Consider the following 21,028-nt stretch of genomic DNA (forward strand, 5'->3'; position numbering starts at 1 on the left):
GGGGCGCCGGCCCCCCCCCATGGGGGGTGGCCGCCCCGGTCGCGGCAACCCCCCCGGGGGGGGGGGCGCCCCCCGCCCGCGCCCCCCCCCCCCCCTCGGGGTACGTGCGGGTGCCGGCGCGGGGCGCCGTCAGCCGTTCTTGATGCGGTTCGTGAGCTCGGTGACCTGGTTGTAGATGGACCGCCGCTCCGCCATCAGCGCCCGGATCTTGCGGTCCGCGTGCATCACCGTCGTATGGTCCCGGCCGCCGAACTGCGCGCCGATCTTCGGCAGGGACAGATCGGTCAGCTCGCGGCACAGGTACATGGCGATCTGCCGGGCCGTCACCAGTACCCGGCTGCGCGACGATCCGCAGAGGTCTTCCACCGTCAGGCCGAAGTAGTCCGCGGTCGCCGCCATGATCGCGGTCGCGGTGATCTCGGGGGCCGTGTCCTCGCCGCCCGGGATCAGGTCCTTCAGCACGATCTCGGTGAGCCCCAGGTCCACGGGCTGCCGGTTGAGGCTCGCGAAGGCCGTCACCCGGATGAGAGCGCCCTCCAGCTCACGGATGTTGCGCGAGATGCGGGAGGCGATGAACTCCAGCACCTCCGGCGGGGCGTTGAGCTGCTCCTGCACCGCCTTCTTGCGCAGGATCGCGATCCGGGTCTCCAGCTCGGGAGGCTGTACGTCGGTGGTCAGGCCCCACTCGAAACGATTCCGCAACCGGTCCTCCAGAGTGACCAGTTGCTTGGGCGGCCGGTCGGAGGAGAGCACGATCTGCTTGTTGGCGTTGTGCAGCGTATTGAAGGTGTGGAAGAACTCCTCCTGCGTCGACTCCTTGCTCGCGAGGAACTGGATGTCGTCCACGAGCAGGATGTCGACGTCGCGGTACCGCTTGCGGAAGGTGTCGCCCTTCCCGTCGCGGATCGAGTTGATGAACTCGTTGGTGAACTCCTCGGAGCTCACGTACCGCACCCGGGTGCCCGGGTAGAGGCTCCGCGCGTAGTGCCCGATGGCGTGCAGCAGATGGGTCTTGCCGAGTCCCGACTCCCCGTAGACGAACAGGGGGTTGTACGCCTTCGCGGGCGCCTCGGCCACCGCCACGGCCGCGGCGTGCGCGAAGCGGTTCGAGGCCCCGATGACGAAGGTGTCGAAGAGGTACTTCGGGTTCAGCCGGGCGTGCGGCTCGCCGGGGCCGGGAGCCGGTGCGGGCTGGGCGCCCATGGGGCCGGGGGCTCCGCCGGGACGGCCGGTGCCGGGGCCGGGGCGGTGCTGCGGCTCCGGGAGTTCGGAGCGGGGGCGCTCGGTGCGCTGGGGCTCGTACCCCTGGCGCTCGGGCGGCTGCTGACGGTAGTCGTGCTGCGGGGAGCGGCCGCCCCCGTACGGCTCGCGCCACTGGTCGGCGGACGGCTCGCGGTCCTGGAACCCGCCGAGCCGGGGCTGCTGCCAGGACAGGTCCTCCTGGGTGCGCGGCCAGGCGCCGGGCTCCGGGCGCTGCTGCTGGTAGTCCGGGTAGGCGGGCCGCGCGGTGGGCATGCCGTCGTCCCCGGGCCGGCTCCCGTAGCCGTCGTACGCGTCGCCGTGCCGGCCGTCGTCGTGCTGCGGGCCCTGGTAGCGGTGGGGCGGCTGGGAGGACTGGTGCATGGGGGGCGCCGGCGGGCCCGACGGCTCGCCCGCCGAGTCGTCGACCGTGATCGCGATCCGGATGGGACGCCCGCACTCGCGGCTCAGCGTCTCGCTGATGAGGGGGGCGAGGCGGCCCTCGAGGACGCGCTTGCCCCATTCATTGGGGACGGCGAGCAGAGCGGTGTCGGCGACCAGGGCGAGCGGCTGGCAGCGCTCGATCCACTGCTTGTCCTTCGGCTCGATGCCCTGCTGCCCCTCCCCGAGGAGCTGCTCCAGCACTCGCGGCCACACTGCGGCAAGATCGGCAGGTACGTCAGCCACAGGGCACGCTCTCTCGCTGGTCCCACGAATGTGTGGTTCTCGGGACGGTATGGGTCGGGGTGGGTGAGGACCGGCAGGCGGGAAGAAAAAGAACCGGAGTTCAGCCACGGTAGTCAGCCCGACCCGCGACGTTCAAGTCGTTGTCCACAGCCTGTGCACAATGGGGGGTCCGACAGGGCCGGTTTGACCGGATGGCGTAGCCGCGCGTACCGTGACCAGGTCGAGTTGTCGATGGCTGCTGCCGCCTGCCTCCGATGGGCAAAGATCACGATCTGTGATTGTGAATGCGGTGCACTAGGGCGTTTACGCGAGTCTCTCGTGGGCGCACGGTGACAGCCAGGCGATGTCCCGCCAACACACGAGTCATTTCTGGAGCCCCCGAGTGAGCAAGCGCACCTTCCAGCCGAACAACCGTCGTCGCGCGAAGACCCACGGCTTCCGGCTGCGTATGCGCACCCGTGCCGGCCGCGCGATTCTCGCGTCCCGCCGCAGCAAGGGTCGCGCCAGCCTGTCCGCCTGATCGCGTACAGGTCGTCATGACGTGCTGCCTTCCGAGAATCGGCTGAGGCGGCGCGAGGACTTCGCGACCGCGGTACGACGAGGACGCCGGGCCGGCCGCCCGCTCCTCGTCGTCCATCTACGAAGCGGTGCAACCGACCCGCACGTGCCTGGGGAGAACGTTCCCCCGCCGCGTGCGGGTTTCGTTGTCAGCAAAGCCGTGGGTGGTGCGGTCGTCCGCACAGCGGTGAAGCGCAGGCTTCGCCACCTGGTCCGAGAACGGCTCGCCCTGCTGCCCCCCGGTAGCCTGGTTGTCGTACGAGCGTTGCCCGGAGCGGGCGACGCCGGCCATGAACAGCTGGCCCGAGACCTGGACGCCGCCTTGCAGCGGCTGCTGGGAGGGGGCGTGCGATGAAGTACCCGCTGCTGGCTCTCATCAAGCTGTACCAGTGGACGATCAGCCCACTTCTCGGGCCTGTCTGCCGTTACTACCCGTCGTGTTCCCACTATGGATATACGGCGATCGACCGGCACGGAGCGATCAAGGGAACCGCGCTGACAGCCTGGCGCATCCTGCGATGCAATCCGTGGTCATCCGGCGGCGTGGACTACGTACCACCACGCAAACGTCCGCGTTGGCACGAACTGCTGCGCAGCGCCATACGCGGCAGCAAGGGCGGGGACTCCGCCGCTGACGTGCCTCCCGGGGGTTCGGCCACCGACCTCCCGAGTTCGGCCGCAGAGACTTCGCCCAATGCTCAAGGAGCCTGATTAGTGGACACGATTGCCAGTCTGTTCAGCTTCATCACCTGGCCCGTCTCCTGGGTCATCGTCCAGTTCCACAAGTTGTACGGGGCGATCTTCGGCCCTGACACGGGATGGGCCTGGGGCCTGTCCATCGTGTCCCTCGTGGTGCTCATCCGTATCTGTCTGATCCCGCTGTTCGTCAAGCAGATCAAGTCGACGCGGAACATGCAGCTGCTCCAGCCGAAGATGAAGGCGATCCAGGAGCGCTACAAGAGCGACAAGCAGCGACAGTCCGAAGAGATGATGAAGCTGTACAAGGAGACGGGTACCAACCCGCTCTCCTCGTGCCTGCCCATCATCGCGCAGTCGCCGTTCTTCTTCGCGCTGTACCACGTACTCTCCGCGATCGCCTCGAACAAGAAGATCGGCGTCATCGACCAGTCGCTGCTGGACAGCGCCCGTCAGGCTCACATCTTCGGCGCCCCGCTGGCCGCCAAGTTCATGGACAGCGCTGAAAAGGTCGACGCCCTCGGCGCTTCGCTGACCGACGTCCGCATCGTCACCGCGGTCATGATCGTGCTGATGTCGGCTTCGCAGTTCTTCACCCAGCGCCAGCTGATGACGAAGAACGTCGACCTGACGGTCAAGACGCCGTACATGCAGCAGCAGAAGATGCTCATGTACATCTTCCCGGTGATCTTCGCCGTGATGGGTATCAACTTCCCCGTCGGTGTCCTCGTCTACTGGCTCACCACGAACGTCTGGACCATGGGTCAGCAGATGTACGTGATCAACCAGAACCCGACGCCGGGCAGCAAGGCCCAGGAGCAGTACCTCGGACGCCTGCTGAAGAGCGTCACAGCGCACGGCGAGGTCCGCGGCCGGACCCGGCGCAACACCGTCAAGCGGATCGTGGCCAAGGGCCCGGACCGCAATGACATCGAGCGGAAGTTCGTCGTCGGACTGGCCAAGCTGGGTCTCGCTCCTCAGGAGGACGGCACGGTGGCCAAGAGTGACACCGCCGTCGCCGAGGCGGAGGGCGGTGCCCCGCAGCGCCGTCAGCAGCCCAAGCGGCAGACGAAGGCGCAGCGCCAGACCGGTACGGCCCACCAGGGCGGAGCCAAGGAAGGCGACTCCGGCGAGTCGGCGTCCAAGACCTCCCTGCAGAAGAGCACCGCGCAGGACGACAAGTCGAAGCCGGCGGGCAAGGCCGCGTCCGGCTCCTCACGCCAAGCCAAGTCCGGACAGCGCAAGGGCCCGCAGCGGCCCAAGCACCCGTCCAAGAAGTAAGAAGGAGTCCATCCGTGACGGAAGGCACCACCTCCGCGGCCGTTGAGGGCACCGACACCCTGACTCGCCTTGAGCAGGAAGGGGAGATCGCAGCGGACTACCTTGAGGGTCTGCTCGACATCGCCGACCTCGACGGCGACATCGACATGGACGTCGAGGCGGACCGGGCTGCGGTCTCGATCATCAGCGACTCCGCGCGGGAGCTGCAGAAGCTGGTGGGGCGCGACGGTGAGGTCCTGGAGGCGCTTCAGGAGCTGACGCGGCTCGCCGTGCACCGGGAGACCGGTGACCGGAGCCGTCTGATGCTGGACATCGCCGGGTTCCGGGCCAAGAAGCGCACGGAGCTCGCCGAGCTGGGTGCCAAGGCTGCGGACGAGGTCAAGAGCACCGGTGAGCCGGTGAAGCTGGACCCGATGACGCCCTTCGAGCGCAAGGTCGTGCACGACGCGGTTGCCGCAGCGGGTCTGCGCAGCGAATCGGAGGGCGAGGAGCCGCAGCGCTTCGTCGTCGTCCTGCCGGCCTGACCGGCTCCTTACCTGTCGGCCCCGTCTGTTCGCAGACGGGGCCGATCTTTGTCAGCCTGATAGACAGCCACCCATGGCGCGGTAGTGCGGTACGGAAGGACGGTCCCCGTGACGGAGGAAGTAGCGCTTCCCCAGGCGCCCGACGAGGCCCGGGAAGTATTCGGTGAGTGCTTTCCCGAGGCTGTCCGGTACGCGGAACTGCTGGCGGACGCGGGGGTCACGCGCGGACTGATCGGGCCGCGCGAGGTTCCGCGTCTGTGGGAGAGGCACCTGCTGAACTGCGCGGTGCTCTCCGAGGTCGTTCCCGAGGGAGTCACGGTCTGCGACGTGGGTTCCGGGGCCGGGCTGCCGGGCATTCCCCTGGCGCTGGTGCGCCCGGACCTGAAGATCACCCTTCTGGAACCGCTGCTGCGTCGGACGAACTTCCTCCAGGAGGTCGTGGAACTGCTGGGGCTCGATCATGTGACGGTTGTCCGCGGCCGGGCCGAGGAGGTCCTCGGCTCCCTGCAGCCGGTGCATGTGGTGACCGCCAGGGCAGTGGCTCCGCTGGACCGGCTGGCAGGCTGGGGCGTGCCCCTGCTGCGCCCGTACGGCGAGATGCTCGCGCTCAAGGGGGACACCGCCGAGGAGGAGATCAACGGTGCTCGGGCTGCGCTCAGCAAGCTGGGCGTGACGGACACCGAGGTGCTGCACGTCGGCGAGGGCGTGGTGGACCCGACATCCACTGTGGTCCGGGTGGTGGTCGGCGAGAGTCCGGGAGGTGTGAGGTTCGCCGCAAAGCGAGCCAAGGCAGCGCGGACCAGCCGGACGCGACGTCGTCGCTGAGCCCTGCGCGGAGTGTCGTGTCCTCGTAGCTACGCTGCGGAGGCATCGTGTTTCACGTGAAACGTCGTTCTCTGCTGCATGGAATCATCGGCCGCGGTCATGAGGCAGCTGCCCCTCCCCATCGCAGGCCCGTTAGGGCTACGGAGTTGTCCACAGAAGTGGATTCATCCACAGAAGAGCGGGCCTCGCTGGTTCACGACCCCGAAACCATGACAGGCTCTGCTCATTGCGAGCCTGAAGTCGAGGAGAGTGAATCCTTGCGGTCCGACGCCAACATCGCGGGGCCGATGACCGATCCGGTCCCCGGCCCCCGAACCGAATCGGCGGGGAACGGTGTTTCACGTGAAACACCGCCGCCGATGGACGACACACCCATTGGTCGTGCGGCCCAGCTTGCGGTGGAGGCCCTTGGCCGAGCCGGCGAGGGGCTGCCGCGGCCCGAGCAGACCCGCGTCATGGTCGTCGCCAACCAGAAGGGTGGGGTGGGTAAGACCACCTCGACGGTCAACCTCGCCGCGTCACTGGCCCTCCACGGAGCACGGGTCTTGGTGGTGGACCTCGACCCGCAGGGCAATGCCTCGACGGCTCTGGGCATCGACCACCACGCTGAAGTTCCCTCGATCTATGACGTTCTGGTGGAGAGCAGGCCGCTCTCCGACGTGGTTCAGCCCGTCCCGGACGTCGAAGGTCTCTTCTGCGCCCCGGCGACCATCGATCTCGCCGGTGCGGAGATCGAGCTGGTGTCGCTGGTGGCGCGGGAGAGTCGACTCCAGCGCGCCATCCAGGCGTATGAGCAGCCGCTGGATTACATCCTGATCGACTGCCCGCCCTCGCTGGGCCTGCTGACGGTCAACGCGCTGGTGGCGGGTGCGGAGGTGCTGATCCCCATTCAGTGCGAGTACTACGCGCTGGAGGGCCTGGGCCAGCTCCTGCGGAATGTCGAGCTGGTACGGGGTCACTTGAACCCCGATCTCCATGTCTCGACCATCCTTCTCACCATGTACGACGGCCGGACCCGGCTGGCGTCGCAGGTCGCGGAGGAGGTTCGCAGCCACTTCGGCAAGGAGGTGCTGAGGACCAGCATCCCTCGGTCGGTCCGCATCTCCGAAGCACCGAGCTACGGGCAGACCGTGCTCACGTACGACCCCGGGTCCAGCGGGTCGCTGTCCTACCTCGAAGCAGCTCGCGAGATCGCGCTGCGAGGGGTTGGGGTGCACTACGAGGGACAGCACGCCCACATGGGCGGTTCGATCAGTCAGCAGAGCAATTCGGAGGGGATCCAGTGAGTGAGCGTCGTCGAGGGTTGGGGCGAGGGCTCGGTGCCCTGATCCCAGCCGCTCCGCAGGAAAAGCAGCTGTCACCCGCCGGCTCCGGTGCTTCCTCGCCCGTTCTGACCACGGAGCGGGGCGTGGCAGCCGCAAAGGTGGCCACACTAGGGGCCACTCCCGTCGTGCCTGAGCCGAGCTCGCCCGTGTCGGGGTCCGAAGCCACGGTCTCGGGCGATGTGGCCGGCGCGTACTTCGCCGAGGTGTTGCTCGACTCCATCACGCCGAACCCGCGTCAGCCGCGTGAGGTCTTTGACGAGGACGCGCTCGCCGAGCTGGTCACCTCCATCAAGGAGGTCGGTCTTCTCCAGCCGGTCGTAGTGCGCAAGATCGGGGCCGACCGCTTCGAGCTCATCATGGGCGAGCGCCGCTGGAGGGCGTGCCGTGAGGCCGGCCTGGAGCGCATCCCGGCCATCGTCCGGGCGACGGACGACGAGAAGCTTCTCCTGGACGCACTTCTGGAGAACCTTCACCGGGCTCAGCTGAACCCGCTGGAGGAGGCCGCCGCCTACGACCAGCTGCTCAAGGACTTCAAGTGCACGCATGACCAGCTGGCGGACCGGATCGGCCGTTCCCGGCCCCAGGTGTCCAACACGCTGCGTCTGCTGCGGCTGTCCCCTCCGGTGCAGCGCAGGGTCGCCGCCGGGGTGCTGTCGGCGGGCCACGCGCGCGCCCTGCTGTCGGTGGACGATTCCGAGGAGCAGGACAAGCTCGCCCATCGCATCGTGGCCGAAGGGCTCTCGGTTCGTGCGGTCGAGGAGATCGTGACCCTGATGGGCTCCAAACCCGCGAGCGCCAAGAAGGCGAAGGGCCCCCGGGCGGGTGCGCGGCTTTCCCCGGCTCTCTCCGATCTGGCGTCGCGGCTCTCCGACCGGTTCGAGACCCGGGTGAAGGTCGATCTCGGACAGAAGAAGGGCAAGATCGTCGTGGAGTTCGCCTCGATGGAGGACCTGGACCGCATCCTCGGCAGTCTCGCCCCGGGCGAGGGCAGGGTGCTGGACCGCGCTTCCTCCGAGGAGCCGGCCCAGGACGACGAGAGCTGACGCACGCCGAGCGACGAGGGCGGGCTGTTTCCGGTTCACGGATGACAGTCCGCCCTTTGCTCTGTCACGGTGTCGGCTTGATCCGGTGCTGGTTACGATGCGTTCTGGCAGGGCATTTCCGTCCATGACGCAGTGGGCGAGAGAAGTGAGGAACAGCCTTCATGGGGCGTCGGCTCGTACCGCTCACGCTGGACAATCTTCCCGACCTTCCCCGGCGCTGCCGCTCCTGTGTCTTCTGGGAGCTCGACCCGGTCAGCGGAGAGGCCGCCGTCAAGAGCGGGACATCCGACCGGGAGAAGGAGTCGTGGATCTCCGGGGTTCTCCTGGAGTGGGGCTCGTGCGGGCGGGTGGTCTACGTCGACGACGTGCCGGCCGGCTTTGTGCTCTACGCACCGCCCGCATACGTCCCGCGTGCCAACGCCTTCCCGACGAGCCCCGTCTCCCCCGATGCCGTTCAGCTGATGACCGGGCTGATCATGCCGGGGTACCGCGGGCAGGGGCTGGGACGGGTCATGGTGCAGACCGTTGCCAAGGACCTGATCCGCCGGGGCTTCAAGGCGATAGAAGCCTTCGGAGATGCCCGGTGGAAGGAGTCGGCCTGCGTGCTTCCCGCAGACCATCTCTTGGCGGTGGGCTTCAAGACGGTGCGCCCGCACCCGGTGCACCCTCGGTTGCGGCTGGAACTGCGTACGACGCTCTCCTGGAAGGAAGACGTCGAGATGGCCCTGGACCGGCTTCTGGGAGCAGTACAGAAGGAGCCTGCGCTGCGGCCGTTGTGAGGCGCGGCCGAAGTACGAAAACGGGCTCGTCCTAGGAAGGACGAGCCCGTTTCACGTGAAACAACCGAGGCAGGTTCTGCCTTACTCGGCGATGAAGTCCGCAAGGTCACGGAGGATCGCGGCCTTCGGCTTGGCGCCGACGATGGTCTTGGCGACCTCACCGCGCTGGTAGACGTTCAGCGTCGGGATGGACATGACGCCGTACTTGGCAGCGGTGGCCGGGTTCTCGTCAATGTTGAGCTTCACGACCTCGATCTCGCCGTGCTCGGCCGCGATGGCCTCCAGCGACGGGGCGATCTGGCGGCACGGGCCGCACCAGGCGGCCCAGAAGTCCACCAGCACGGGCTTGTCGCTCTTCAGGACGACCTCTTCGAAGGAGTCGTCGGTCACGTTCTGCAGGGCGCCGGCCACGGCGGCCTCCTAACTTGGCGGGGTGTGTGGGGATGTGAGTGAGGTCTGTGGTCAGACGGCGGCCGCGGGGGCGGCCTTCTCGTCGTCGGCGAGCGCGGCGAGGAAGCGCTCGGCATCGAGGGCGGCGGAGCAGCCGGTGCCGGCCGCGGTGATCGCCTGGCGGTAGGTGTGGTCGACAACGTCGCCGGCGCCGAAGACCCCGGACAGGTTGGTGCGCGTCGAGGGTGCCGCGACCTTCAGGTAGCCCTCGTCGTCGAGATCGAGCTGGCCCTTGAAGAGCTCCGTGCGCGGGTCGTGGCCGACGGCGATGAACAGGCCGGTCACGGGCAGCTCGGAGGTCTCGCCGGTCTTGGTGTTGCGCAGCGTCACGCCGGAAAGCTTCTGCTCGCCGTTGACTCCGGCGACCTCGCTGTCCCAGGCGAACTTGATCTTCGGGTCGGCGAAGGCGCGTTCCTGCATGGTCTTGGAGGCACGCAGGGTGTCACGGCGGTGGATGATGGTGACGGACTTGGCGAAGCGCGAGAGGAAGGTGGCCTCCTCCATCGCGGTGTCGCCTCCGCCGACCACGGCGATGTCCTGGTCCTTGAAGAAGAAGCCGTCGCAGGTCGCGCACCAGGAGACGCCACGGCCGGAGAGAGCGTCCTCGTTGGGGAGCCCGAGCTTGCGGTGCTGGGAGCCCGTGGTGACGATGACGGCCTTGGCGCGGTGGACGGTGCCTGCCGTGTCGGTGACGGTCTTGATGTCACCGGTGAGGTCGACGGAGACCACGTCGTCGGGCACCAGCTCGGCGCCGAAGCGCTCGGCCTGGGCGCGCATGTTGTCCATGAGCTCGGGGCCCATGATGCCGTCCTGGAAGCCCGGGAAGTTCTCCACGTCGGTGGTGTTCATGAGTGCGCCACCGGCGGTGACGGCCCCCTCGAAGACCAGCGGCTTCAGCGAGGCGCGCGCGGTGTACAGGGCGGCTGTGTAGCCGGCCGGGCCGGAGCCGATGATGATCACATTACGCACGTCGCTCACGGGTTTCTTCCTCGTCTCTGCAGACTGCCTACTGTCCACGCCTACTGGGGCCGGTTCAACGACTCTCACCCCACCCAACGGATCCTACGGGGGATGCATTCCCGACGTGCCGGGGCGGCTGGCGGCGTGATTCTCAGGGGCGCGCGTAGGCGTGCGTCATCAGCAACTTCCCCCTGGAGGGAGGCGTGGCTCCCACGCAGGCTGCGTCGACGACATACGCCTGCACGCTGGCCGGGTCCGTGGGATGGGGCAGGACGACGAGGAACGCGTCGGCGCCCTCGTAGCTTCCCCTTTCGATGGCGAGAGCCGGACTGTTCCGGCCGATGCCTTTTTCGACGCAGGCGGGCACGGTCACAGCCGGGGCCCGGAGTGGGGACTCGGGGGCCATGGAGTCCGAGGGATTCGCTTGGAGCGAGGGGCGGGCCTCGGGTGAGGACTGGGAGCCGACGGAGGGAGCCTCCTGGTCTCCCTTGGTGGGCTGCGAGCTCTCCGTTCCGGTGCTCGGGCCCAGCAGTGCGCGGACCCGGTCCTCCAGCGTGGCCGCGGAAAACTCCTGCGATCGGCTCTTCGGAGCTGTGGCAGTTGTGTCCCGGCTGAACCCGGAGGCGGAGGTGTCGCTGCTGTCCGTTCCCGAGACGTTCTGCAGCAGGAAGACGCTCATGCCGACCAGGGCAGCGGCACCCAGTGCGGAGGCGAGCAGGGTGGTTCGACGGCGCCTTCGACCGGGTTGCCGTCCGGGGCCGGTCTTCGCGCGCCCATGGCCGGCCGGACGATCCGGGGCGTGCGACCCGGACGGAGGGTCCCCACCCCCGGCTATGCGCGCGGGCTCTGTTTCACGTGAAACATCGGGGCCACGTGAAACATCGGGTTCACCTGAAACAACGGGCGCCGCATCCGGCTCCGTGCGATGCGTCCGCGCCTCAGTGGCGAGAGCGGCGTCGATGCGCTCGGCAATCTCCATGGGCATGGGCTCGGGGGCGGGCAGGTCGCCGAGCAGCCCGCGAATCTCTTCCAGCGAGGCGAGAACATCGCTGCAGAGCTCACAGGCGTCCAGATGGCCGCGGACCTCGGCCGCGCGGACTTCGGGGAGCAGGTCCTCGGTCAGGTCGGAGATTTCCGAGACTTCCGGATGCTGGGTCGTGCCGGCTGCTGATGTCATCGGTGTCCACCTCCGCCCTTCATCACTGTGGGATCGCTCGTACCCGCGTCTCGTGGCCCGGCCGCCGGTGGGACGGATGCCTTGTACGTCTGGTTCCCTCCCGTACCGGGGGTCTCGCCGGCGCGTCCGTCACTGCGGAGATGTGCCAGCAGCGGGGCCAAGCGGGCGCGGCCCCGCGCGCAGCGGCTCTTTACGGTGCCTGCGGGCACATCCAGAATGCGAGCGGTCTCCGCCACCGGATACCCCTGCATGTCCACAAGCACGAGTGCTGCCCGCTGCTCGGCGGGGAGGGTGGCCAGTGCGGCGAGGAGTTCTCGGTGGAGATCCTGGCGCTCCGCCGGGGCCTCTGCGGACTCATGCGGTTCCAGCAGCTGGTCGAGCCGTTCCGGATCGTCGACGGGCGAAGTCTTCCGGGCAGCGGCCTTGCGGACTCGGTCGAGGCAGGCATTGACCGTGATGCGGTGCAGCCAGGTGGTGACGGCGGACTGGCCTCGGAAGGTGTGTGCGGCGCGGAAGGCGGAGACCAGGGCGTCCTGCACGGCGTCGGCCGCTTCTTCGCGATCGCCCAGCGTCCGCAGGGCCACGGCCCACAGGCGGTCGCGATGGCGTCTGGCCAGCTCGCCGAAGGCGTCCGCGTCCCCTGCGACATGGCGGGCCAGGAGGTCCGCGTCGCTCGGTGGGTCGGCGGCATCGGCGCCGTAGCGCCCGTGGTCTCCCCCCTCAGCTGTCGCCATCCGTGCATTCAAACCGATCCACGCCGGGAAGTAAATGGCGAGGTCGGTTCGATTGTATGAATGATAAAAGGCGCGATTCGCTCCCGCTTCGGAGGTGCCCTGTCCGCCCTATATTGAGGGAAATGAGAAAGGGGACCTTGTGATGCAGAAGCATGTGAAGCGATACCTGGGAAAGGTGCTTCCGGCTGTTCTCACCGCACCCGTGCTGGTTGCGCTGCTTCCGGGGAGCGCGCAGGCGGCCACCTATTCGATGGACGGAAAGAATCCCATTTCCGCCGGGTGCGCCGGCGACGCCACCACCGTGAAGCGCGCCCGGATCGGCACCTCCAGCTGGACGCTCGGCGCCGTTGAGCTGCGGTACAGCGTCAAGTGCCACACCGCGTGGGCTCGGATCAGCCTCTCCGAGGACGTGTGGGGAAAGGCCCAGATCGTGCGGAACTCAGACGGTAAATCTTATAACTGCGCGAAGCTTTCCTACAGCTCGTCGCTCGGTGCTTATACCTGCTACACCGCGATGGTGTACGACAAGGACCCGCTCTCCTCGTACGCGGAAGGCTGGTCCCAGTACGACAACGTGAGTCTCCACTCGAAGACGCCTTCGTACTGACCGCCGAATCGGGTGGCGGGCAAGGAAATGGGGCTGGGCCGGATCTTCGGATTCGGCTCAGCCCCATTTCCGTTGGCCGAAGCCGTCAGCTGGTGACCTTGATGTCCGAGACCTTCCCTCGGAAGTTCCCCTCGCCGCTCGGCGGGAGCTTGGTGAGCCAGACGAGCAGGAACCGTGCTCGCACCGGCTTGGCGGGTTTCAGCGACACCTGGGTTCCGGATCCCTGGGCGACCGTGGCGAAGCCGGTGGGGCTGGCCGGCACTGTGGAGCCGTCGGCGGTCCGCAGCTCGACCGAGGTGGCGCCGCCGAGGAAGGACACGTCCACCTTGCCGACGCGCTGTGTCTTGCCGAGGTCGAGGACGACGCCGACGCCCTCCTTCAGCCTGCCGAAGTCGGCCGACGCGTACCAGTCCGTGTACCAGTACGAGCTCGGGTCGTCGTCGTAGACGTTTCCTATGCTCTGCGGCTTCTCGCTGCCGTCGGGGCCGAGCGGGTCGTAGTCCTGGGCGGTGACGATCGGGACGGGCTTGCTCTTCTCGACCGGCGGGGCGTCGTTGTTCTCCGGATTGGACTGAGTGGTGCCGGGGTCGCCGCCCGAGTTGTTGTCCCGGTCGATGAGCGTCTCGGCGAGCTGCCAGCTGCCCAGGCCCAGGGCGGCGATCAGCAGCGCGGACACGGCCCACTTCAGCGCCTTGCCGGTGCGGCTCTGCAGGGGCGCGGGGGGCACCGGCGCGACGGGCTGGGTGACGACGGCACCGGCCGCCGCCGGCCTTCCGTACGTGCCCTGCTGGTAGGTGGTCCGCTGGTACTCAGGCGGTGCGGTGAAGACGGGCTCGGGCGGGGGGATGCGGGGCATGGCCGCCACGGCTTTGGCGAGCTCGTCTGGCGTGGTGCACGGCTGCTCCTGGCGGGACGCCGTGGCGCCGTCGTTGGCGAGAGCCCGCATGGCGATCTCGGAGAGGCCCCGGTGGACTCCGGCCCGCACCTGGTCGGGCGGGAGCAGTCCCATGCCCTTGGGCAGGCCGGTGAGCCCGTACGCATCGCTCTCGTACGGCCAGCGCTGGGTCAGCGCGGCGTACAGCAGGGCCCCGATCGCCTCCGTGTCGGCGCGCTGGGGGCCGTCGGATGTGATGCCCCGCAGGGCGGCGTTCACCGCGAGGCCGCGGATGCGGTACTGGCCGGACGAGCTGCGCAGCACGGCCCCCGGGGTGAGCCTCAGGTGGGCCAGGCCCTCCCGGTGCGCGGCCGCCATGGCCTGGGAGACCTGGCTGACGAGCTGGTACGCGTCGTGGGCGTCCATCGGGCCGGCGCCCAGCAGGGCTGTGAGCTCGGTGGCGTCCGGAAGCCACTCGTGGACGACGTAGACGAGCTCGTCCTCCTCGACGGCATCGAGGACCTGCACGAAGCGCGGGTCGCCCAGCAACGCGGAGGACCGGGCGGCGGCCAGGACCGAGCGCGCCCGCGGGTGGTCGGCGGGCAGGAGGTGCACCCCCACCGCGCGCCGCAGCTTCTCGTCGACGGCACGCCAGCTGCTGAACCCGTCCAGACGGGTGACGCATTCCTCCAGCCGGTACCGTCCGGCCAGCTTGTGACCGCTGTGCAGATCCGGGGCGGCCGGGAAGGTCTTCGCTGCGGCCTTCTCGCCGTTCTCCTCCTGGGAGTCGGTGTCCGCCGCGTCCTGCGCTTCTGCCGTACCGTCGGTCGTGGCCTCGTCCGCCTTGGCGGTCAGCGGCTCGTTCCCGCTGTTGTCGGCCACGTCGACGGCAGCCGTGCTACGTTCCGCCACCGTCGTTCCTGCCTCCCCATCCGTTGCGCGATGCCAGCCGGCTCTGCTCTGCACAGTCACGCCAATTGTGCCCACACTCCGGCGCTATGCACGACACGCGGAGACCGGCGATGGTTGTGCGGGCCGGCCGGTCTCAGCGGCCGAGCCGTCCCCTGACCATGCCGACCATGCCGTTGATCTCCTCGATCCGCATTCTCCTCGCCGCGACGAAGAACACTCCCAGCAGCAGGGCACCGCCGCAGACCAGGGCGACGAGCGAGCCGAACGCGCCGTCCCCCAGCACGCGCAGGAGGCCGAAGCCCACGGCCCCGCCGAGCACGGTGGCGGGCAGTGCGGCGAGGCACAGCCTGGCGTAGGTGCGGACCACATGCGCTCCGTCGAGGTCGCCGCCCAAGCGGTTGCGCAGCCGGCGCCAGGCGATCCCGACGCCGACGGCGTAGGCCAGGCCGTACGAGGCGGCCATGCCGACCACGGCCCACTCGGCGGGCAGCACGACGTAGCAGAGGGCGGAAGCCGCCGCGTTGACCAGGGCGACGATGACGGTGTTGTAGAAGGGCGTACGGGTGTCCTCGTAAGCGTAGAACCCGCGCAGCACCACGTACTGCACGGAGTAGGGGATCAGGCCGAGGCCGAAGGCCATCAGGATGAAGCCCATGGAGCGAGCGGCCTCGGGGCCGCTGGACGAGTAGAGCAGGGTGCACATCGGCACACCCAGGGCGAGGAACGCGAAGGCGACCGGGACGATGGCCACGGCGGAGTTGCGGAGCCCCTGCGAGATGTCGTCGCGGACGGCGCCGGGGTCGTTGTCGTGGGCGGCCCGGGAGATCCGGGGCAGCAGGGCGGCCATGACCGAGACGGTGATGATCGCCTGGGGCATGCCCCAGATCAGCTGGGCGTTGGAGTAGGCGAGGAAGCCCGCGCCGTTCTGGCCGGACGCCTTGCCGGCCGAGGTCGCGAGCTGGGTGACGACCAGCACACCGGCCTGGTTGGCGAAGACGAACAGCACCGTCCACTTCGCGAGCTTTATCGTCTTGCCCAGCCCGTGGCCCCGCCAGTCGAACCGCGGACGGAAGCGGAAGCCGGCCTCGCGCAGATACGGGACCATGGCCAGCGCCTGCACGACCAGACCGAGCAGGGTGCCGATGCCGAGGAGCCGCACGCCCTCCGGCGGGATCGTGTCCACGCCCATGTGGGACTCGTGGGACGTGCCGTAGACCCAGATGAACATCCCGAAGGTGAAGATCATGACGATGTTGTTCAGGACCGGGGTCCACATCATCGCGCCGAACTTTCCGCGGGCGTTGAGGATCTGGCCCATCACGACGTGCACGCCCATGAAGAAGATCGTGGGCAGGCAGTAGCGGGCGAAGGTGACGGCGACGTTGTTGGCCGCCGGGTCGTCCGCGATCGTCGAGGACATCAGCCGGATCAGCAAGGGGGCCGCGAAGACCACCACGGCGACGATGAGGCCGAGGGCGACCATCACCAGGGTCAGCAGCCGGTTGGCGTATGCCTCGCCGCCGTCCTCGTCGTCCTTCATCGAGCGGACGAGCTGGGGGACGAAGACGGAGTTGAGGCCGCCGCCCACGGTGAGGATGTAGATCATCGTGGGCAGCGTGTAGGCGATGGTGAAGCTGTCGCCGAGCAGGGCCGCGCCCAGGGCCGCGGTGATCACCAGGCTGCGGACGAAGCCGGTGAGGCGCGAGACGAGCGTCCCGGCCGCCATGACCGCGCTGGACTTCAGCAGGCTGGAGGCGCGGCCACCGGACTTGGCCGGCGCCGGGGCGGGCTCGGGCCGGGCCGGCGCCGGAGGGGTGCCCGGGTGCGCGGGGCCCTCCTGGTCGCGGAAGAGGTGGGCGAAGGCATCGGGCTCGTCGCGGTTCGCGGCGGCCTGGGTGACGAGGTCGTCCACGCCCACGAACTGGGTCGTCGCGGCATTGTCGCCGTACGGGAGGTGGCGCGAGGGCCCGGCGGGCTCGGGCGGCGGCGTCTGGGCCCAGATACGGGGGTCGGGGGCGTACTGGGAAGCCGGGGGCTGCTGGTAGAGCGGCTGCGGCTGCTGGTAGGTGCCGGGGGGCGGCGGCGGATGCGCGGCGCGGTCGTACAGCGCCTCGTCCACCGGGTCCTGGGCAGCGAGGTCCTGAGCCCGGTACGGGTCGTAGTAGTACGCGGACTGCAGATACGGGTCCGGCGCCGGTTGCGGGTCAGGGGGTACCGGAGGGCCGCCGGAGTACCCGGCCCCGCCCGCACCCTGACCGCGGTCACCGTCGTACGGCGCGTTCATCGAAACCCCACCTCATCGTCCCCGGCCGACCGGCCACGACAGACATCGCTCAACGGTCCACCTTCTCACCCGTGCCCGACGGCTCCGCGCTTTCGGGACCGGTGTCCGGCGTCGGGTCACTCGGCTGCTCGGGTTCACTGCCGTCGTCGCCCGCCGCGCCGCCCGCGTTGGCGCGCTTGCGATGTGCATACATCCTGATGCCGGCCAGCACCAGCAGCAGGAGCCCGCCGGCGATGACCAGAAGCACCGTCGGGGTGATTTCGGAGACCTTGACGGTGAAGGCCATTTCCTCGCCGTACGGAGTCCCGTCCTCTGTGTAGAGCTGCGCGGTCATCTGGACCTGGCCGTTGATGTTGGCCGCCGCGTCGAACTTCACGGACTGGCTGTGCCCGGCCCCGATCTCGATGGGCTGCTCCGCGACGCTGCCGCCGTCGTTCAGCTTGAGCCGGGTCGCGTTGTCGGACTTCAGCCGCAGCACCAGGTGCTCGACATCCTGCAGCAGCCTGTTCTGCACGGTCACGGGAATCGTGGCGCTCCGGCCGGACAGGGTGATGTCCGACTTCGGGACGAGCTGGACCTCGCCGACGAGCCCTTGCAGGTAGGTGCGGACCGAGTCCCGGTATTGCTGGGCCCTCAGCGGCCTCCCCCGCCACGACGTCGACATGGACCGGTTGACGGCGTTGCCGAAGGGCGTCACCACCCGCTCGGGGTGGGTGAGGATGACCTGGAAGTTGTTGAGCGAGGACTGGATGGACTTGATGTCCTGGAACGCCTGCGTGGGCAGCTCCTGGCGGCGCAGCTTCTTCGGATACCGGGATGCCGGAGGTACGGCGGTGGTGGCCTTGGAGTCCGGCTTGGTCGCCGCCGCCTGAGCCAGGCCCTCGGACTTCGTCCAGCGGTCGTCGTCCAGTGCGTCGATGGCGCGTGCCATCGACTGTGCCTGAGCGGCCGTCGGCGTGCGCTGGGGCGCCACGACGACGGACCGGTCCTTGTCGGTGTCCTGCTCGGCGAGGGCGAGGGTCAGGGCGAGGAACTTCTGGACGGCGAGCGTGGAGCTCCCCGCGTTGCCCATGTCGCCCTGGAAGGCCGTCGAGAGCCTCGCGTCGGAGACGACCGCCGTGGTGCCGCCGCCGATCGGGCGGGCGGCGGAAGGCGTGTAGACCAGATTGCCGGTCTCGCCGAGGCTGTCGCTGCGGGCGATCACATGGTGGGCGCCGGCCGAGGTGGCGACGTCCACGATCGAGGGGTCCACCGCGCCGTCGACCGGCCAGGCGAAATCGGTGGACGGCTTGAGGTGAAGGATGGTCTCCACCGTCATTCCGGCGACCTCAGTGGCGGTCTGCAGATGGCTGAGGGTCCCGGAGACGTTCTTGCCGCGGTGGGCGATCGAGGCCAGGTCCGGGTCGCCGAAGGGCAGGGCCACCACCTTGCCCTCGGACACGGCCGCTTCCAGCGAGGTCAGCCACTTCTTGGCCACGTCCTGGTTCGTCCCGGCGACCGTGGTGTCACCGGACTTGACCCGGTAGGGCTTGGTCATCGCGTCGACGCTGGCCAGCAGATCCGGATCGATGACCCAGGTCACGGGCAGCCGGCTGCCCAAGGAGACCATCTGTTCGAGTCGGCCGCCCGGTGCGATCTCCGCGGCAAGGTCGTCATCGGCGAACACCGGGGTTTGCTGCTCGTCCGAGCCGGTCTCCGCCGTGAGGTGCGCGGACGCGATCAGCGGCCAGAGGTAGCTGATGCCGATCTTGGAATCGCGGTCGCCGTCCTGCCAGGGGAGGAAGGTCCGCTTGATGCCGAGCACCTGGTCGTACACGGTGTGCGAGGTGCGGCCCGACAGCGAGACGCCCAGCTGGTAGACCCCGTCGTCCCCGAGACCCAGCTTGCTGACGGGAACGGACAGCGTGAAGTCCTGGCTGATTCCCGAGCGCAGCTTGTCGATCTCGACCGTGTACTTGCCCCCGATCGGATAGGGGTCGGTACCGGGCAGGTATCCGGTGCGCCGAGCGGCCGCGTCGATGGAGGTCCTGCTGAAGAGGCGGGGGCCGACGCGCAGGTCGACCTGTGCGTCGGTGACCGTCTCCTTGCCCTTGTTGGTCAGCGTCCCGGAGATCCGCAGCGTGTCCCCCTTCTCCGGGGCACTCGGGGTGATCTCGTCCAGGGACACGGACACCGTGCTGGACCCCGTCGGGGCCTTGGCCGGAGCGTCGGCCCGGGCCTGCGGGGCGGAGGCACCGGCCAGCAGGGCGGCGACGAGCGGCGCCCCGGCGAGCGCGGTGGCTGTGCGCCGCAGCCACCGGCGGGCAGGAGAGGGATGCATCCCCTGGAAGTCTGCCGCCTCGGCCACGCGTACCCGTCCCTCGTCATCGTCAACTGCTGTGGATCGTCGTCCGTTGCTGCGTCCCCGCATGGTAACGAGGTGCGTCGGGACTAAGTGCCGGGGAGTGCGCTGCATGATCGGGAGAGTCTCGCAGGGCGGAGGAAATGGGTGCCGCCCGGACCGGCCCGGGCACGTACCCTTTTCTGTTGTGCCGAACGCCAACGAAGACAACCCCAGCGCTCTGACCCAGGTGCAGCACCGCGCAGTGAGTGAGCTGCTGCGCGTCGCCCCGGTCGCCGACGATCTCGCCCGCCGATTCCAGGATGCCGGATTCAGTCTTGCACTGGTCGGCGGCTCGGTCCGTGACGCACTTCTCGGCAGGCTCGGGAACGACCTGGACTTCACGACCGACGCCCGCCCCGAGGACGTGCTGAAGATCGTCAGGCCGTGGGCCGACTCCGTGTGGGAGGTCGGGATCGCCTTCGGCACGGTGGGGGCGCAGAAGGACGGCTACCAGATCGAGGTCACGACGTACCGGTCGGAGGCGTACGACAGGACCTCGCGCAAGCCGGAGGTGTCCTACGGCGACTCGATCGAGGACGACCTCGTGCGGCGCGATTTCACGGTCAACGCCATGGCCGTCGCTTTGCCCGAGAAGGACTTCATCGACCCCCATGACGGGCGGAAGGACCTGGCCGAGCGTGTCCTGCGTACGCCCGGGACGCCTGAGGAGTCGTTCTCCGACGATCCGCTGCGCATGCTGCGAGCGGCACGGTTCGCCGCACAGCTCGACTTCGAGGTGGCCCCCGAGGTCGTCACCGCCATGACGGAGATGGCGGGCCGGATCGAGATCGTCTCCGCCGAGCGCGTGCGCGAGGAACTGAACAAGCTCCTGCTCTCCGCGCACCCCCGGAAGGGACTGGCTCTCCTCGTCGAGACGGGGCTGGCCCAGCAGGTCCTGCCCGAGCTTCCGGCGCTGCGGCTGGAGAGTGACGAGCACCACCGGCACAAGGACGTGTACGAGCACTCCCTGACCGTTCTGGAGCAGGCGATCGACCTGGAGGAGGACGGTCCTGACCTCGTTCTGCGTCTCGCCGCTCTCCTCCATGACATCGGCAAGCCGAGAACCCGGCGCTTCGAGAAGGACGGGCGAGTCTCCTTCCACCACCACGAGGTGGTGGGCTCCAAGATGACCAAGAAGCGCATGACGGCCCTCAAGTACTCCAACGAGATGGTCAAGGACGTCTCGAAACTGGTGGAGCTGCACTTGCGCTTCCACGGCTACGGCGACGGTGAGTGGACCGACTCCGCGGTGCGCCGCTACGTACGTGATGCCGGCCCGTTGCTGGAGCGGCTGCACAAGCTGACCCGGTCGGACTGCACCACGCGGAACAGGCGCAAGGCCGCCGCTCTCTCGCGGACCTACGACGGCCTTGAGGAGCGCATCGCCCAGCTGAAGACTCAGGAGGAGTTGGACGCGATCCGGCCGGACCTGGACGGGAACGAGATCATGCGCATCCTGGGTGTGGGCCCGGGGCCGGTCATCGGCAAGGCATACGCGTTCCTGCTGGAACTGCGTTTGGAGAACGGCCCGCTGGAGCACGACGCGGCGGTCGCGGAACTGAAGAAGTGGTGGGAGGCGCAGAGCTGACGCTCTCGCTGCCGCTCGAAGCGTGGGGGGGGGGGGGGGGGTGGGGTGAAAGAGGACGGCCCCCCCCCCCCCCGGGCGGGGGGGGGGCGGCCCTGTGTGCTG

At 68.8% G+C, this 21,028-nt stretch carries 19 protein-coding genes; 11 read left to right on the forward strand and 8 right to left on the reverse strand.

The genetic code is table 11. From position 1 onward, the window contains the following. Positions 1–129: 129 nt before the first annotated feature. Positions 130–1,926, reverse strand: a complete 1,797-nt coding sequence (gene dnaA, locus FKN01_RS19455) for a chromosomal replication initiator protein DnaA (protein ID WP_143622321.1) — start codon at positions 1,924–1,926, stop codon at positions 130–132. 382 nt (positions 1,927–2,308) lie between these two features. Between dnaA and rpmH the strand changes: the two genes are divergently transcribed. The 9 genes from rpmH to FKN01_RS19500 all read left to right on the forward strand — a co-directional run bounded on the left by rpmH (position 2,309) and on the right by FKN01_RS19500 (position 8,957). Then, positions 2,309–2,446, forward strand: a complete 138-nt coding sequence (gene rpmH / locus FKN01_RS19460) for a 50S ribosomal protein L34 (RefSeq protein WP_006348049.1) — start codon at positions 2,309–2,311, stop codon at positions 2,444–2,446. Positions 2,447–2,467: 21 nt separating this feature from the next. Next, entirely contained in the window at positions 2,468–2,839 is a 372-nt protein-coding gene (gene rnpA / locus FKN01_RS19465; protein ID WP_143622322.1) for a ribonuclease P protein component, read from the forward strand. Further along, positions 2,836–3,195, forward strand: a complete 360-nt coding sequence (gene yidD / locus FKN01_RS19470; RefSeq protein WP_143622324.1) for a membrane protein insertion efficiency factor YidD — start codon at positions 2,836–2,838, stop codon at positions 3,193–3,195. Before rnpA ends, yidD begins: the two co-directional genes overlap by 4 nt. Before the next feature lie 3 nt (positions 3,196–3,198). Then, positions 3,199–4,461, forward strand: a complete 1,263-nt coding sequence (gene yidC, locus FKN01_RS19475; RefSeq protein WP_143622326.1) for a membrane protein insertase YidC — start codon at positions 3,199–3,201, stop codon at positions 4,459–4,461. Between the two features lie 14 nt (positions 4,462–4,475). Continuing rightward, the gene (locus FKN01_RS19480; RefSeq protein WP_143622328.1) at positions 4,476–4,985 is read left to right on the forward strand and encodes a R3H domain-containing nucleic acid-binding protein; all 510 of its coding nucleotides are present in this window, start codon (positions 4,476–4,478) and stop codon (positions 4,983–4,985) included. 108 nt (positions 4,986–5,093) lie between these two features. Continuing rightward, the gene (gene rsmG / locus FKN01_RS19485) at positions 5,094–5,810 is read left to right on the forward strand and encodes a 16S rRNA (guanine(527)-N(7))-methyltransferase RsmG (RefSeq protein ID WP_143622330.1); all 717 of its coding nucleotides are present in this window, start codon (positions 5,094–5,096) and stop codon (positions 5,808–5,810) included. Positions 5,811–6,019: 209 nt separating this feature from the next. Next, positions 6,020–7,096, forward strand: coding sequence for a ParA family protein (locus FKN01_RS19490; protein WP_143622484.1), 1,077 nt, complete (start codon positions 6,020–6,022; stop codon positions 7,094–7,096). Continuing rightward, positions 7,093–8,178, forward strand: a complete 1,086-nt coding sequence (locus tag FKN01_RS19495) for a ParB/RepB/Spo0J family partition protein (protein WP_185992906.1) — start codon at positions 7,093–7,095, stop codon at positions 8,176–8,178. The genes FKN01_RS19490 and FKN01_RS19495 overlap by 4 nt, the downstream gene beginning before the upstream one ends. A 161-nt stretch (positions 8,179–8,339) precedes the next feature. Next, positions 8,340–8,957, forward strand: a complete 618-nt coding sequence (locus tag FKN01_RS19500; RefSeq protein WP_143622334.1) for a GNAT family N-acetyltransferase — start codon at positions 8,340–8,342, stop codon at positions 8,955–8,957. Between the two features lie 81 nt (positions 8,958–9,038). Here FKN01_RS19500 and trxA read toward each other — a convergent pair whose 3' ends face one another. From trxA to sigM, 4 genes are all read right to left on the reverse strand, one after another. After that, complete coding sequence (gene trxA, locus FKN01_RS19505) at positions 9,039–9,368, reverse strand: thioredoxin (protein ID WP_143622336.1); 330 nt, start codon at positions 9,366–9,368, stop codon at positions 9,039–9,041. A 51-nt stretch (positions 9,369–9,419) separates the two neighbouring features. Next, positions 9,420–10,385, reverse strand: a complete 966-nt coding sequence (gene trxB / locus FKN01_RS19510) for a thioredoxin-disulfide reductase (RefSeq protein ID WP_143622338.1) — start codon at positions 10,383–10,385, stop codon at positions 9,420–9,422. A gap of 133 nt (positions 10,386–10,518) precedes the next feature. After that, a complete protein-coding gene (locus FKN01_RS19515; protein ID WP_143622340.1) occupies positions 10,519–11,544 on the reverse strand; it encodes a hypothetical protein in 1,026 nt (341 codons plus the stop codon). Then, positions 11,541–12,278, reverse strand: coding sequence for an RNA polymerase sigma factor SigM (gene sigM, locus FKN01_RS19520; RefSeq protein ID WP_143622342.1), 738 nt, complete (start codon positions 12,276–12,278; stop codon positions 11,541–11,543). The genes FKN01_RS19515 and sigM overlap by 4 nt, the downstream gene beginning before the upstream one ends. Positions 12,279–12,420: 142 nt before the next feature. Between sigM and FKN01_RS19525 the strand changes: the two genes are divergently transcribed. Then, positions 12,421–12,885: a DUF2690 domain-containing protein gene (locus FKN01_RS19525; protein ID WP_185992907.1), complete on the forward strand. Its 465-nt coding sequence runs from the start codon at positions 12,421–12,423 to the stop codon at positions 12,883–12,885. 85 nt (positions 12,886–12,970) lie between these two features. On the opposite strand, the gene FKN01_RS19530 is transcribed toward FKN01_RS19525, so the two are convergent. The 3 genes from FKN01_RS19530 to FKN01_RS19540 form a co-directional block, all read right to left on the reverse strand. Further along, on the reverse strand, positions 12,971–14,671 hold the full coding sequence (locus FKN01_RS19530; protein ID WP_143622344.1) for a protein kinase family protein: 1,701 nt from the start codon (positions 14,669–14,671) through the stop codon (positions 12,971–12,973). 133 nt (positions 14,672–14,804) lie between these two features. Further along, a complete protein-coding gene (gene murJ, locus FKN01_RS19535; protein ID WP_143622346.1) occupies positions 14,805–16,955 on the reverse strand; it encodes a murein biosynthesis integral membrane protein MurJ in 2,151 nt (716 codons plus the stop codon). A 49-nt stretch (positions 16,956–17,004) separates the two neighbouring features. Continuing rightward, on the reverse strand, positions 17,005–19,302 hold the full coding sequence (locus FKN01_RS19540; RefSeq protein WP_143622348.1) for a DUF6049 family protein: 2,298 nt from the start codon (positions 19,300–19,302) through the stop codon (positions 17,005–17,007). A gap of 181 nt (positions 19,303–19,483) precedes the next feature. On the opposite strand from FKN01_RS19540, the gene FKN01_RS19545 reads away from it, so the two are divergent. Then, positions 19,484–20,926, forward strand: a complete 1,443-nt coding sequence (locus FKN01_RS19545) for a CCA tRNA nucleotidyltransferase (RefSeq protein WP_143622350.1) — start codon at positions 19,484–19,486, stop codon at positions 20,924–20,926. Positions 20,927–21,028: the final 102 nt, after the last annotated feature.

It is taken from the genome of Streptomyces sp. 130 (genome assembly GCF_007096885.1).
Taxonomy (GTDB): Bacteria; Actinomycetota; Actinomycetes; order Streptomycetales; family Streptomycetaceae; genus Streptomyces.